Source organism: Pseudomonas sp. QLc11A, from assembly GCF_052112305.1.
Classification (GTDB): domain Bacteria; phylum Pseudomonadota; class Gammaproteobacteria; order Pseudomonadales; family Pseudomonadaceae; genus Aquipseudomonas; species Aquipseudomonas laurylsulfatiphila.
In genome coordinates this window covers 23,087-37,150 of record NZ_JAVAJJ010000017.1, presented here as the reverse complement: position 1 = coordinate 37,150, position 14,064 = coordinate 23,087, and the positions used below count along the sequence as shown (strand labels likewise).

The 14,064-nt window shown below is 59.9% G+C and carries 14 protein-coding genes; 8 read left to right on the top strand and 6 right to left on the bottom strand.

All coding sequences use genetic code 11. The features are described from left to right. Window positions 1-204 precede the first annotated feature (204 nt). The gene (locus Q8X48_RS22455) at window positions 205-495 is read left to right on the top strand and encodes a fructose-bisphosphate aldolase (RefSeq protein ID WP_407801902.1); all 291 of its coding nucleotides are present in this window, start codon (window positions 205-207) and stop codon (window positions 493-495) included. 210 nt (window positions 496-705) lie between these two features. Further along, entirely contained in the window at window positions 706-1,413 is a 708-nt protein-coding gene (locus Q8X48_RS22450; protein WP_407801973.1) for a CatB-related O-acetyltransferase, read from the top strand. Window positions 1,414-1,540: 127 nt separating this feature from the next. On the opposite strand, the gene Q8X48_RS22445 is transcribed toward Q8X48_RS22450, so the two are convergent. The 4 genes from Q8X48_RS22445 to Q8X48_RS22430 all read right to left on the bottom strand — a co-directional run bounded on the left by Q8X48_RS22445 (window position 1,541) and on the right by Q8X48_RS22430 (window position 6,911). Next, window positions 1,541-2,089, bottom strand: a complete 549-nt coding sequence (locus Q8X48_RS22445; protein ID WP_007975263.1) for a cupin domain-containing protein — start codon at window positions 2,087-2,089, stop codon at window positions 1,541-1,543. 402 nt (window positions 2,090-2,491) lie between these two features. After that, window positions 2,492-3,790, bottom strand: a complete 1,299-nt coding sequence (locus tag Q8X48_RS22440) for an NAD(P)/FAD-dependent oxidoreductase (RefSeq protein WP_015095579.1) — start codon at window positions 3,788-3,790, stop codon at window positions 2,492-2,494. Between the two features lie 52 nt (window positions 3,791-3,842). After that, on the bottom strand, window positions 3,843-5,333 hold the full coding sequence (locus Q8X48_RS22435) for an aldehyde dehydrogenase (RefSeq protein ID WP_407801901.1): 1,491 nt from the start codon (window positions 5,331-5,333) through the stop codon (window positions 3,843-3,845). 201 nt (window positions 5,334-5,534) lie between these two features. Next, the gene (locus Q8X48_RS22430) at window positions 5,535-6,911 is read right to left on the bottom strand and encodes a glutamine synthetase family protein (RefSeq protein ID WP_007975260.1); all 1,377 of its coding nucleotides are present in this window, start codon (window positions 6,909-6,911) and stop codon (window positions 5,535-5,537) included. Window positions 6,912-7,194: 283 nt separating this feature from the next. On the opposite strand from Q8X48_RS22430, the gene Q8X48_RS22425 reads away from it, so the two are divergent. From Q8X48_RS22425 to Q8X48_RS22405, 5 genes are all read left to right on the top strand, one after another. Beyond that, on the top strand, window positions 7,195-7,956 hold the full coding sequence (locus tag Q8X48_RS22425; RefSeq protein WP_217835519.1) for a gamma-glutamyl-gamma-aminobutyrate hydrolase family protein: 762 nt from the start codon (window positions 7,195-7,197) through the stop codon (window positions 7,954-7,956). A gap of 353 nt (window positions 7,957-8,309) precedes the next feature. Then, on the top strand, window positions 8,310-9,452 hold the full coding sequence (gene potA, locus Q8X48_RS22420; protein WP_007982155.1) for a polyamine ABC transporter ATP-binding protein: 1,143 nt from the start codon (window positions 8,310-8,312) through the stop codon (window positions 9,450-9,452). Then, window positions 9,449-10,363, top strand: a complete 915-nt coding sequence (locus tag Q8X48_RS22415) for an ABC transporter permease subunit (RefSeq protein WP_407801900.1) — start codon at window positions 9,449-9,451, stop codon at window positions 10,361-10,363. The genes potA and Q8X48_RS22415 overlap by 4 nt, the downstream gene beginning before the upstream one ends. Next, window positions 10,360-11,244 carry an ABC transporter permease subunit gene (locus Q8X48_RS22410; RefSeq protein ID WP_095967788.1) on the top strand — a complete coding sequence of 295 codons (885 nt, stop codon included), beginning with the start codon at window positions 10,360-10,362 and terminating at the stop codon, window positions 11,242-11,244. The genes Q8X48_RS22415 and Q8X48_RS22410 overlap by 4 nt, the downstream gene beginning before the upstream one ends. A gap of 239 nt (window positions 11,245-11,483) precedes the next feature. Further along, the gene (locus Q8X48_RS22405; RefSeq protein WP_407801899.1) at window positions 11,484-12,581 is read left to right on the top strand and encodes a polyamine ABC transporter substrate-binding protein; all 1,098 of its coding nucleotides are present in this window, start codon (window positions 11,484-11,486) and stop codon (window positions 12,579-12,581) included. Between the two features lie 243 nt (window positions 12,582-12,824). Here Q8X48_RS22405 and thpR read toward each other — a convergent pair whose 3' ends face one another. Next, window positions 12,825-13,364 carry an RNA 2',3'-cyclic phosphodiesterase gene (gene thpR / locus Q8X48_RS22400; RefSeq protein WP_015095586.1) on the bottom strand — a complete coding sequence of 180 codons (540 nt, stop codon included), beginning with the start codon at window positions 13,362-13,364 and terminating at the stop codon, window positions 12,825-12,827. 126 nt (window positions 13,365-13,490) lie between these two features. Here thpR and Q8X48_RS22395 point away from each other — a divergent pair, with 126 nt between their 5' ends. Continuing rightward, window positions 13,491-13,685 (top strand): hypothetical protein, encoded by a 195-nt coding sequence (locus tag Q8X48_RS22395; RefSeq protein ID WP_407801898.1) that lies wholly within the window; start codon window positions 13,491-13,493, stop codon window positions 13,683-13,685. Between the two features lie 14 nt (window positions 13,686-13,699). Here the strand turns inward: Q8X48_RS22395 and Q8X48_RS22390 are convergent, their stop codons facing one another. Further along, window positions 13,700-14,053, bottom strand: coding sequence for a DUF1428 domain-containing protein (locus Q8X48_RS22390; protein ID WP_126046171.1), 354 nt, complete (start codon window positions 14,051-14,053; stop codon window positions 13,700-13,702). Window positions 14,054-14,064 lie beyond the last annotated feature (11 nt).

Genomic DNA, 14,064 nt, shown 5'->3' with positions numbered 1-14,064 from the left:
GAAGGAAACAAGCCTTAGACCGTCAAACAACAATTCTGGCAAACTGCGTCGGATTTACGTTTTATGGCGGTTGTACGTGGGAGATCTCCGGATCTGCCGGGTTTTGGGTTGTCTTCCTCGGTCTGCGAACCCGCGTACAGCTGCCACCCAATTGATTCGCAGCAAGCAGGTGGCGCTTCATTTATTTTTTGAGTAAATATCAAAATGATGAACAACCCACCCCGCCGCTTCACCCCCATGAAACAAATCGCCACCAGCTACCCCGTCCTCCTCATCGACAGCGACGCCCCGCTGCGCGAACTCCACAACTGCGCCGCCGAACGCCTCAACGCCGTCCTGCAATACCTCAACCTCATGGCCTGCACCAGCCTCCCCGACTACGCCGAAAACGACATCAACACCGTCAGCAACATTTCGCGGATTCTGCTGCAGGATGTACGGGATGTGTTTGGGGTGATTGAGCAGCGGGGGTTTGAGGTGCCGAAGAAGCAGTGACATTTTTCAAGCGCAAAAAACCCGCATTTCTGCGGGTTTTCAATGGCCACCGTTCTGTTGGCTACAGCAGCCATCAGCAGACTGAGATGCAAAAAAGCGATTATTGAAAAACGTCTAAAAAATCCATCTCCCCGGCCGATACATTTAGACTCGACTGTTGGCTCATGGGGCCAGGCCAAGCCCTGTAACGGATATCCAAGACAGCTTTTCATGAAAAAAATAATCAGTTATTTGCGAAATAGTTACTGGAAAAGATGGATTCGCAAACACAAATGCAAAGTGGCGGGCGGTGTATTGTCACTGCACAAAAGATCGACACTGACCATTGAAGAAGGCGTAACGCTTGGGCATGTGGTCATAGAGTCAAAAAAGCTCGAAATCGGTGCGCATACCTATATCCGCAGTGACTGCGTCCTTTCGGCGGTCTCCTCCATTGGCAGGTTTTGCTCCATCGGTAGCAGCTGTTTTATCGGCCAACAAAAGAGCTCGCATCCGTTGGACTGGCTCAGTTCACATCCCTTTCAATATACCGACACTGCGCTGATTTATGACCCGGAGGTTGCGGACATCACGATTGGGCATGACGTCTGGATCGGCCATAGCGCGATGATCCTGGAAGGTGTGAACATAGGCACCGGCGCAGTCATCGCAACCCGCGCCCTGGTTGCCCATGACGTGCCACCGTACGCCATTGTTGCCGGCACCCCGGCAAAAGTCGTCAAGTATCGGCACACACCCGAGTTGATTGAGGCACTGATCAACAGCAAGTGGTGGGAGGTTGATGTCGAGGTACTCAAGACATTACCGCTCAATGATCCGCAAGCCACTTTGGCTCTGTTGGCCACCCTGCAGAAAGAAACACGCGCCGACTACCAACAGATCGAGATAACCCGCAAAGGGTGCAGTGTTTCGTCTTGAGCAGCGCAAATGACCAGCGCTGCACTTCAAGATGCCTGGCTGTAACCCGATTCGAATGATAAAAAAACCCGCATCAAATGCGGGTTTTAAAGGCCGGTCCTGATGAACCCTGCCCGAAAAGCGGTTGTCAGAAGTTCGCCGGCGTGTTCGCGCTGATAATCTCCGCTTCATCCGCCCCGATGTTGCGAAACCTGTGCGGCAAGGTCGTCGGGAAGTAATAGCCATCCCCGGCGTTCAGCACACTCACCTGGCCATCCACGGTCAACTCAACCGTGCCACGGGTCACCAGCCCGCACTCCTCGCCTTCGGAATGCACGATCGGCTCTTCGCCGGAGCTTGCGCCCGGTGCGTATTGCTCGCGCAGCAGGCGCATCTGCCGGCTCGGTACGGACGCGCCGATCAGCAGCAGGCGCAGGCCGTGGCGGCCGAGGTCGGGCTGTTCGTTGGCGCGGAAGACGTACTGGTGTTCGCGGGGTGGCTGATCGAAGGTGAAGAAGTCGGCCAGGGACATGGGGATGCCCTCCAGCAATTTCTTCAGGGAGCTGACGGAGGGACTGACCCGATTCTGTTCGATCAGGGAGATGGTTGCATTGGTGACGCCGCTACGCCGGGCCAGCTCGCGCTGGGACAGTTTGTAGCTTTCGCGTACTAATTTGAGTCGTGAGCCCGTGTCCATGACAGCCTTATGTGCCAACCCGTAGGAGCGAGTGTGTTCGCGATTGCGATTCTAGCCTCAACATTGATGTTGATTGAACTGGCGTTTTCGCGAGCAAGCTCGCTCCTACAGGGATAATGGAGGGGTGGAGTACAGGCGCGGATCACGCCGTTTTCCGGTCCCGGAAACGTGAAAGGCGGCTATTAAATCACGTTTGTTGGTAATGCTCAGCAGGTTCGATAAACGGCAGAAAAAAACGATCTGTGGGAGCGAGCCTGCTCGCGAAAGCGGTGTGTCAGGCGACATCTGTTTTGGCTGATATGGCCTCTTCGCGAGCAGGCTCGCTCCCACAGGGGACGGCAGTGTTTCTAGTGTTAAAAATCCGGCGGCATCTTTTTTTGGATGCCGCCGGCGAGGTAAGGCTTAGATGCCGAAACGGTCGCGCAGCGAGTAGTACACGGCGCCCAGGGCGGTCAGCGGTGCCGAGAAAGTGCGCCCGCCGATCATCGGCATGTGCGGCAAGGAGGCAAACGCGTCGAAACGCTCGGCGTCGCCACGGATCATTTCCGAGATCAGTTTGCCGGCCAGGTGCGAGCAGGTCACGCCGTGGCCGCTGTAACCCTGCATGTAGTAGGCGTTTTTCTCGATACGGCCGAATTGCGGCATGCGCGACATGGTCAGCAGGAAGTTGCCGGTCCAGCGGTAGTCGATCTTCACGTCCTTCAATTGCGGGAAGGTCTTGAGGATTTTCGGACGGATCAATTGCTCGATGTCATTCGGTTCGCGCGCACCGTAGACCACGCCACCGCCGTACAGCAGGCGGTTGTCCGCGGTCAGGCGGTAGTAGTCGAGCAGGTAGTTGCAGTCTTCGACGCAGTAGTTGTTCTTGATCAGGCTGCGGGCCTGCTTTTCCGACAACGGCTCGGTGACGACGATCTGCGAACCGCACGGCATGCTCTTGCTGGTCACGCGGTTGTCCAGGCCTTGCGGCAGGTAGGCGTTACCGGCGATCAGCAGGTACTTGGCCTTCACCACGCCTTTGGCCGTGCGCACGGTGATCGGCTCGCCGTAGGTGATTTCCACCGCCGCCGATTGCTCGTAGATCTTGCCGCCCAGGCCGATGATCGCCGAGGCTTCGCCGAGGGCCAGGTTCAGCGGGTGAATGTGGCCGCCCTGCATGTCCAGCAGGCCGCCGACGTAGGCATCGGAACCCACTTCGCGCTTGATGTCGGCTTCGCCGAGCAGTGTCAGGTTCTTGTTGCCGTAGCGCTCCCAGCTTTTCTTCTGCTCGGCCAGGCCCTTGAGTTGCTTCTTGTTCATCGCCGCGAAGATGCCGCCGGGACGGTAATCGCACTGGATGTCGTAGTGCTGTATGCGCTGACGAATGATGTCGGCGCCTTCGAAAATCATGCTGCCGAGCACTTCGGCGGTCTTGTCGCCGTAGCGCTCTTCGATGACATCGACGTCGCGGCTGTAGGAGTTGACCAGTTGGCCGCCGTTGCGACCGCTGGCGCCGAAGCCGACTTTGGCCGCTTCGAGCACGGTCACGCTGTAGCCCGCTTCGGCGAGGAACAGCGCCGAGGACAGGCCGGTGTAGCCGGCGCCGATCACGCAGACGTCGCAGTCCACCGCCCCTTCCAGCACCGGGAAATCGCCGGTGAAGTTGCGGGTGGCGGCGTAGTAGCTGTTTACATGCTGTTGATTGCTGGAGCTGTGTTTCATAAATTTCTCCGATGGCCGCCGCAGGTTGCCGGCGACCGCCGCTTTATTGTTGTTAGAGCTTGATCCAGGTCGCTTTGAGCTCGGTGTACTTGTCGAACGCGTGCAGCGATTTGTCCCGACCGTTACCCGACTGCTTGTACCCGCCGAACGGCGCGGTCATGTCGCCGCCGTCGTACTGGTTGACCCAGACGCTGCCGGCACGCAGGCCACGGGCGAAGGTGTGGGCCTTGCTCAAGTTGCGGGTCCAGACGCCAGCGGCCAGGCCGAAGATGCTGTCGTTGGCAATCGCCAGGGCTTCTTCAGCAGTGTCGAAGGTGATGACCGACAGCACCGGGCCGAAGATTTCTTCCCGGGCGATGGTCATGGCGTTGGTCACGCCGTCGAAAATCGTCGGCTGCACGTATTGGCCACCGGTGTCTTCGAGGGTGCGGCTGCCGCCGGCGATCAGTTCGGCGCCCTGCTCCTTGCCGATGCCGATGTAGCGCAGCACGTTGTCCAGTTGACGCTGGTCGACGACCGCGCCAACGGTGGTCGCAGGATCGAGCGCGTGGCCCGGCTTCCAGGCTTGCAAGGCTTCCACCAACAATGGAATGAACTGCTCGCGAATCGAACGCTCCACCAGCAGGCGCGAACCGGCGGTGCAGACTTCGCCCTGGTTGAAGGCGATGGCGCTGGCCGCTGCCTGTGCTGCCGCGCGCAGATCCGGTGCATCGGCGAACACCACGTTCGCGCTCTTGCCCCCGGCTTCGGCCCAGACGCGTTTCATGTTGCTTTGCCCGGCGTAGATCATCAGCTGCTTGGCAATCGCCGTGGAGCCAGTGAAGGCCAGCACGTCGACATCCATGTGCAATGCCAGCGCCTTGCCCACGGTGTGGCCGTAGCCCGGCAGGACGTTGAACACGCCTTTCGGGATGCCGGCATCGAGTGCCAGCTGCGCGATGCGGATCGCGGTCAGCGGCGACTTTTCCGAAGGCTTGAGGATGAACGAATTGCCCATCGCCAGGGCCGGGGCGAATTTCCAGCTGGCCATGATCAGCGGGAAGTTCCACGGCACGATGGCCGCGACCACACCGGCCGCTTCGCGCGTCACCAGGCCCAACTGATCGTGGGGCGTGGCGGCGACTTCGTCGTAGATCTTGTCGATGGCTTCGGCGGTCCAGCGGATCGCGTTGGCGGTCGCCGGAATGTCGATACTCATGGAATCGCTGATCGGCTTGCCCATGTCGAGGGTTTCGAGCAGGGCCAGTTCTTCCTGGTTCGCCAGGATCAGGTCGGCGAAACGGATCAGGATGCGCTTGCGCTCGGCCGGGGCCAGGTTGGCCCACACACCGGATTCGAAGGTGCGGCGCGCGACGGCGACCGCCGCATTGGCGTCGGCTTCGTCGGTGCTGGCGACGTTCGCCAGGAAGCGGCCGTCCACCGGGCTTAAGCATTCGAACGTGGTGCCACTGGCGGCCGCGCAGTATTGGCCGTCAATGAATGCGCGACCTTCAATGGAGAGGGACTGGAAGCGTTGCTCCCAGTCGCTGCGAGTGTTTGTCATGGTTGTGACTCGATAAGTGATCGTCGGACTGATGCCATTCGGTCATGGATCAGATTGCCGCAGTACCTGTGGGAGCGAGCTTGCTCGCGATAGCGGTGATTCAGTCGACATCTATGTTGAATGCCAGACCGCTATCGCGAGCAAGCTCGCTCCCACAGGGGTTGGCGGCGCACACAGGATGTGTGTGCACCTCCAACGCCATCAAACTGTGTGCAAGTACCAGTTGTACTCAAGGTCGGAGATGGAGTTCTCGAACTCGGCCAGCTCGCTTTCCTTGCACGCCACGAACACGTCGATGTACATCGGGTCGATGTAGCGCGCCATGACTTCGCTGTCGTCCAGCTCGCGCAGGGCATCGCGCAGGTTGTTCGGCAGGCTCTGCTCGTTCTGCTCGTAGCTGTTGCCTTCCACCGGGGCGCCCGGCTCGATCTGGTTGGTCAAGCCGTGGTGCACGCCGGCCAATACCGAGGCCATCAGCAGGTACGGGTTGGCGTCGGCGCCGGCCACGCGGTGTTCGATGCGCACGGCGTCCTTTGAGCCGGTCGGCACGCGCACGGCCACGGTGCGGTTGTCGATGCCCCAGCTCGGCGAGTTCGGCACATAGAACTGCGCACCAAAACGACGGTACGAGTTGACGTTCGGGCAGAGGAACGCCATCTGCGCCGGCAGGGTCTCGAGCACACCGCCGATCGCGTGACGCAGCGCGGCGTTCTGCTCGGGATCCTCGCTGGCAAAGATGTTGTTGCCTTCTTTGTCGAGAATCGAAATGTGCACGTGCAGACCGTTGCCCGCCTGGCCCGGATACGGCTTGGCCATGAAGGTGGTGTCCATCTCGTGGTCGTAGGCGATGTTCTTCACCAGACGCTTGAGCAGGACCGCGTAGTCGCAAGCCTTGATCGGGTCAGCCACGTGATGCAGGTTGACTTCGAATTGCGCCGGGGCGCTTTCCTTGACGATGGCGTCAGCCGGGATGCCCTGCTCTTTCGCGCCTTCGAGAATGTCTTGCAGGCAATCGACGTATTCGTCGAGGTCGTCGATCAGGTACACCTGGGTCGACATCGGACGCTTGCCGGATACCGGCGAACGTGGCGATTGCGGACGACCGTTCACGTTGTCCTGGTCGATCAGGTAGAACTCCAGTTCGAACGCGGCGCAGATGGTCAGGCCCATGTCGTCGAACTTGCGCACGACATTGGCCAGCACTTCACGCGGGTCGGCGAAGAATGGCTCGCCTTCGAGTTCGTGCATGGTCATCAGCAGTTGCGCAGTCGGGCGCTTCTGCCAGGGTTCGATGCTCAGGGTGCCCGGGATTGGGTAGCAGATCCGGTCGGAGTCGCCGATGTCCAGACCCAGGCCGGTGCTTTCCACCGTGGAGCCATTGATGTCCAGAGCAAACAGAGACGCCGGCAGGTTGATGCCTTTCTCGTAAACCTTATGAAGACTGGTGCGCTCGATGCGCTTGCCGCGCACCACACCGTTCATATCCGCAATCAGAAGGTCGACGTACAAAACCTCAGGATATTTCTTAAGGAATGCGTTTGCTTCGTTGAGTTGAACGGTACGCAGAGGGACCGACATGATGCACCTATTTTTTACTGTTAATTATTATGTTCACCGCCCTTTCACGATCCCAGTCAATCCGAAAGGCAAAGTGAAGTCAATAGCGAACACCTGGCCTTTCAACGTTTATTTTCTGGCCTCTCAGAAGGAAGAGAGTGCCAGATACGCCCTCAAACACGCGTAAATCCTGAAGATCGGACGTTCGGCGTTTAGAATTTTTTACATGGGAGTTGTTAATTAAAATCAACAAGGCTAAGCTCCAGAAAAGCTCGTTCAAGTGTGAAACTTCGAGGTGATAAAAATGGCATTCAAGCCATTGATCGGCGTTACTGCGTGCGTCAAACAGATTGGCCTGCACCCCTACCACATCAGCGGCGACAAGTACTTGCGTGCTGTCAGCGTTGCGGCGCTGGGGCTGCCTGTCGTTATTCCTTCCTTAGGCGACCTGACCGAAATCGATGACCTGCTGCCGCAGCTCGACGGTCTGTTGCTGACCGGCTCGCCGTCGAACGTGGAACCCTTCCACTATCAAGGCCCCGACAGCGCCCCCGGTACGGAACACGATCCGCAACGGGACCGCACCACCCTGCCACTGATCCGCGCAGCCATCGCTGCCGGCGTTCCGGTGCTCGGCATCTGCCGCGGCTTCCAGGAAATGAACGTGGCGTTCGGTGGCAGCCTGCATCAGAAAGTCCATGAACTTCCCGGCTTCCTCGACCACCGCGAGGCCAACCACCCGGACCTGGCTGTGCAATACGCTCCCGCCCATGCGGTGAATGTGCAGCCCGGCGGCGTGTTCGAAGCCCTGGACCTGCCACCGGAGTTCCAGGTCAATTCGATTCACAGCCAGGGCATCGACCGCCTCGCGCCCGGCCTGCGCGCCGAAGCTGTCGCACCCGATGGCCTGATCGAAGCGATCTCGGTCGAGCACAGCAAGGCCTTCGCCCTCGGTGTGCAATGGCACCCGGAATGGCAGGTTCTGAACAACCCGCCTTACTTGAGTATTTTCCAGGCGTTCGGCGAAGCCTGCCGGCAACGGGCGGCACTGCGTCACTCGCGCTGACGAACTGATACCCACATTCAACGATTAACTGCCCAACGCGAGCGGGCAGGCGCCTTTGCGTGCCCCGTTCGCGAAAACAACACACTGCAATAACAACAAGTACGACCCAGGCAGCCAGGACGGCGACGCCGAATTAACCCGGAGCGGGAAACGCAATCCCCTGTAGGAGCGAGCCTGCTCGCGATGGATGTCCGGACATCGCGGGCATTCAGACTGCCAGCGTCATCGTTGGCGACCATCGCGAGCAGGCTCGCTCCTACAAGGGATCAGCGCGGACCGGCTTCACGGGTTTGCAATCCACTATTAAGCCGGGCCGTGTTGGCCTGGCGACTGAAACCTGTTGGGAGTTTCACATGGCAAACGCCTCCAGCATTTACAGGAAGGCTATTGAAGGTCACCAGGCACCAAAAAAGGTCCTGGTGAAAGTCGATCGCGTCACCAAGAAATTCGACGAAACCACCGCAGTGGACGATGTGTCCCTGGAAATCCACCAGGGTGAAATCTTCGCCCTGCTCGGCGGTTCCGGCTCCGGCAAATCGACCCTGCTGCGCATGCTCGCCGGTTTCGAGCGCCCGACCGAAGGCCGGATTCTGCTCGACGGTGTCGACATCACCGACATGCCGCCGTACGAACGACCGATCAACATGATGTTCCAGTCCTACGCCTTGTTCCCGCACATGACGGTGGCGCAGAACATCGCCTTCGGCCTCAAGCAGGACCGTTTGCCAGCGGCCGAGATCGAAGCCCGGGTGCAGGAGATGCTGCGCCTGGTACACATGACCCAGTACGCCAAGCGCAAGCCGCACCAACTGTCCGGAGGCCAGCGTCAGCGCGTGGCCCTGGCCCGTTCCCTGGCCAAGCGTCCGAAGCTGCTGCTGCTCGACGAACCGATGGGCGCCCTGGATAAAAAGCTGCGCTCGCAAATGCAGCTGGAGCTGGTAGAGATCATCGAGCGCGTGGGCGTGACCTGCGTGATGGTGACCCACGACCAGGAAGAGGCCATGACCATGGCCCAGCGCATCGCGATCATGCACCTGGGCTGGATCGCCCAGATCGGCAGCCCGGTCGACATCTATGAAGCACCGGTCAGCCGCATGGTCTGCGAATTCATCGGCAACGTGAACGCCTTCGACGGCACCGTGGTGGAAGACCTGGAAGGTCACGCGATCATCCACAGCCCGGATCTGGAGCAGAAGATCTACGTCGGTCACGGCGTCAGCACCTCGGTGCAGGACAAGTCGATCACCTACGCGATCCGCCCGGAAAAACTGCTGGTCAGCACCGTCAAGCCGGACAACCGCTACAACTGGTCCAGCGGCAAGGTGCATGACATCGCCTACCTGGGCGGGCACTCGGTGTTCTACGTCGAGCTGCCTGGCGGCAAGATCGTCCAGTCGTTCATGGCCAACGCCGAACGCCGTGGTGCACGTCCGACCTGGGACGATCAGGTCTACGTGTGGTGGGAAGACGACAGCGGCGTGGTACTGCGCGCATGAAAACCTTCAATCAGCAATTTCTGAGACTGGTCCCCAGCGGGCGCAAGTTCGTCATCGGGATTCCGTTCATCTGGCTGTTCCTGTTCTTCATGTTGCCGTTCTTCCTGGTGATGAAGATCAGCTTCTCGGAAGCGGCCCTGGCCATTCCGCCCTACTCGGAGATCTACACCTTCGCCGAGCAGAAATTCCAGCTGTTGCTCAACATCGGCAACTACACCTTGCTGGGCCAGGACGAACTGTACCTCTCGGCTTATCTCGGTTCGTTGAAGGTCGCGCTGTTCAGCACCCTGATGTGCCTGGTGATCGGCTTCCCGATGGCCTACGCCATCACCAAGGCCAGCAAGGAAGCGCAGAACGTGCTGATGCTGCTGATCATGATGCCGACCTGGACCGCGATCCTGATCCGCGTGTATGCGTGGATGGGCATCCTGAGCAACAACGGCCTGCTCAACGGGTTCCTGATGTGGACCGGGCTGACGTCGCAGCCGATCGAGATCCTCAATACCAACATGGCTGTTTACATCGGCGTGGTGTATGCGTACCTGCCGTTCATGGTGCTGCCGCTGTACGCCAACCTGGTCAAGCACGACCAGAGCCTGCTGGAAGCCGCGTCGGACCTGGGTTCGAGCACCTTCAACAGCTTCTGGAAAATCACCGTGCCGCTGGCCAAGAACGGCATCATCGCCGGCTGCATGCTGGTGTTCATTCCGGTGGTCGGTGAGTTCGTGATTCCGGAACTGCTGGGCGGTCCGGAAACCCTGATGATCGGCCGTGTGTTGTGGCAAGAGTTCTTCAACAACCGCGACTGGCCGGTGGCGTCTGCCCTGGCGGTGGTGATGCTGTTGATCCTGATTGTGCCGATTCTGCTGTTCAACCGCAGTCAGGCCAAAGAGATGGAGGCACGGGGATGAAACGCTTCGGATTTTCAAAGTTCATGCTGATTTTCGGCCTGTCGTTTATCTACCTGCCGATGCTGATCCTGGTGATCTACTCGTTCAACGCCTCGAAGCTGGTGACGGTGTGGGGTGGCTGGTCGTTCAAGTGGTACGCCGGTTTGCTCGACAACTCGCAACTGATGGGTTCGGTAGTGCGCTCGCTGGAGATCGCCTGCTACACCGCCATCGCAGCAGTGGCACTCGGGACGTTGGCCGCGTTCGTGCTGACCCGCGTTACCCGCTTCAAGGGTCGTACCCTGTTCGGTGGCCTGGTCACCGCGCCGCTGGTGATGCCTGAGGTGATCACCGGTCTGTCGCTGTTGCTGCTGTTCGTGGCCATGGCGCAGTTGATCGGCTGGCCGATGGAACGCGGCATCGTGACGATCTGGATCGCCCACACCACGTTTTGTGCCGCTTATGTTGCGGTGGTAGTCTCCGCCCGCCTTCGCGAGCTGGACCTGTCCATCGAGGAAGCGGCCATGGACCTGGGGGCGAAACCGTTCAAGGTGTTTTTCCTGATCACCATCCCGATGATCGCGCCGTCACTGGCGGCCGGCGGCATGATGTCGTTCGCCCTGTCGCTGGATGACCTGGTGCTGGCGAGCTTCGTCTCCGGCCCGGGTTCCACGACCCTGCCGATGGAAGTGTTCTCGGCGGTACGTCTGGGGGTCAAGCCCGAGATCAACGCCGTGGCCAGCCTGATCCTGTTGGCCGTGTCGATCGTGACTTTCATGGTCTGGTACTTCAGCCGCCGTGCCGAAGCCTCCCGCAAACGCGCGATCCAGGAAGCCATGGACCAGACCGCCAGCGAATCCTGGCAACAACCGAAGAAGCAGATGGCGGCGGCCACCGCCTAAGCCGCTGCTGAATTAACTGTGGCGAGGGGGCTTTTGTGGCGAGGGGGCTTGCCCCCGTTGGGTCGCGAAGCGGCCCCAAAACCGGAAACCGCGGTGTTTCAGTTTCACCGCACTCGCTGGTTTTACGACTGCTGCGCAGCCGAACGGGGGCAAGCCCCCTCGCCACAAAAGCGCCCTCGCCACAGTTTTTGTGTTCACTGTTTTGTGATCTTGAATAAAAAAGAAATGGAGTTGTACCGATGAAAATGTTTGGCAGGACTCTGCTGACACTGTCCTTATTGGGCGCGATCGCCACTGGCGCCCAGGCCAATGACAAGGTTCTGCGCGTCTACAACTGGTCGGATTACATTGGCCCGGACACCGTCAAGAAGTTCGAAGACGAGACCGGCATCCAGGTGACCTACGATGTGTTCGACAGCAACGAAACCCTCGAAGCTCGCCTGCTGGCGGGCAAATCCGGCTACGACATCGTCGTGCCGTCCAACAGTTTCCTGGCCAAGCAGATCAAGGCCGGCGTCTACCAGACGCTGGACAAGTCGAAGCTGCCGAACTGGAACAACCTCAATCCGGTGCTGCTGAAAAACGCCTCCGCGAGCGATCCCGACAACGCTCACGCCATCCCGTACATGTGGGGCTCGATCGGCATCGGTTTCAACCCGGCCAAGGTCAAGGAAGTGCTCGGCGCCAACGCCCCGACCAACTCCTGGGACCTGCTGTTCAAACCGGAAAACGCCGAGAAGCTCAAGGCCTGCGGCATCAGCTTCCTCGACTCGCCGACCGAAATGATCCCGACCGCCCTGCACTACCTGGGCTACCCGGTGAACGATCAGGACAAACAACACATCGCCCAAGCCCAGGCGCTGTTCATGAAGATTCGCCCGAACGTGGCGTACTTCCATTCGTCGAAATACATCTCGGACCTGGCCAACGGCAACATCTGCGTGGCCGTCGGTTACTCCGGCGACGTGCTGCAGGCCAAGGCCCGCGCCCAGGAAGCCGGGGACAAGGTGAAGATCGACTACAGCATCCCGAAAGAAGGCGCCGCCAGTTTCTACGACATGCTCGCGATCCCGCGCGATGCCGCCAACGTCGAGAACGCTTACCTGTTCATGAACTTCCTGATGCGCCCCGACGTGATCGCCGACATCACCAACAACATCGGCTACAGCAACGCCAACGCGGCGGCCACGCCACTGGTCGATGAAGCGATCCGCAACGAACCAGGTTCCTACCCGTCGGAAGCGGTGATGGCCACGCTCTATGCCGTACCGGACCAGCCGATCGCCACCCAGCGGATCATGACCCGAGGCTGGACCAAGGTGAAACTCGGCCAGTAATACACTCAATTGATTTGCTGAGCCTGACATAGCCATCGCGAGCAAGCTCGCTCCCACAGGTACGGCATGCTATCCCTGTGGGAGCGAGCTTGCTCGCGATGAGGCCAGAACATCCAGCACACATTTCAGCTCTACCAATTTCCGTTCACGCAGCGCCTTACCACCGCTGCCTCTCCTGCAAGTAGAACGGCCTCACCTGGCTCCCTCGGTTCAGGTGAATTTGGCGCCCTCGGGCGCCTTTTTTTATGGATCAATCAACGGCCATTCAGCCAGCGCCCGATAACGGCCCTTGTGGGATTCGAACAGGGTGAAGCGCTCGGCATGCAGGAAGAATTGCGGCGCGGTCGGGGACTCCGGCACCGGCGCCCGATAATCGCGCGCCAGGGTCAGGTGTGGGCGATATTCCCTTGGGGCCTCCTCCAGCCCGAACGGCAACATCGCCTGTTCCAGGGCATAGACCAGACGCAGCAAAGCCGGGGGCGCCTGCTGCGGTGCGAGCACCAACGCCCCCGCCCTGCGCCATACGTCCAGCCGGTCAAGCTCCACCGTCAAGCGCTCGCCCGGCGTGCGGATGGACGCCGCAGCGGTGCAGAGCTCGGCGATCTGCGCCACACCCACCGCGCCCAAAAACTTCAACGTCAGGTGAAAGTTGTCCGCCGGCACCGGTCGTCCGTTGCGCAGCTGCAGCGCACTGCGCCATTGGGCGATTTCCCGGCGCTGGGCCGGGGCGCAGTCCAGCGCAAAGAACAGACGCTTGATCGGCTCGCGGGTTTCGTCGTTCATGCCGCACTCCTTGTGGGAAGACTGTTTGAGTGTACTCAACACCCGCCTGCCGGCCAGCGGATTTCTGGCAACGTGCTCCAGGCGCGTTATATATAGTTCTGGCATCCCAAAACCGGAGGGGGGACCATGCGACAGATCGTCAGCAAAGAGCCATGGTGGGCCAGACCGCCCGCGCCAGGCCAGGATGAACTCCAGCTGGAGTGGGGCTGGCTGGTGCATTACAGCGAAGGTGAGCCGCGCTTCGAGTTCATCCGCGAGCGGCCGACGGATGACGAGATCCGCGAGCGCAAGAGTTGCAGGATCACCCCGACGCCGGAGTGATCCCGCGTCCGGCATCAAGCCGTGAGGAGTACTTCAAACCCGCCGTACACCATGCGCTGGCCATCGAAGGGCATCGGATTGACGTCCGGCTTCATGCGCGGGTCCTGCATCATCTTGTCCATCCCGGCATTGCGGGTGGCCTTGTCCGGCCAGATGATCCAGCCAAAGGCAACGGTTTCGCCCTCCTTGAGCTTCACCGACATCGGGAACGAGGTGACCTTGCCTTCCGGCACATCCTCGCCCCAGCATTCGACCACGCTCAAGGCACCGTTTTTCTTGAAGATCGAGGCGGCGATTTCCGCGTGCTTGAGGTATTGCCCACGGTTGGCGGTGGGTACGGCAGCGATAAAACCATCGACATAAGACATGAGTGTTTCTC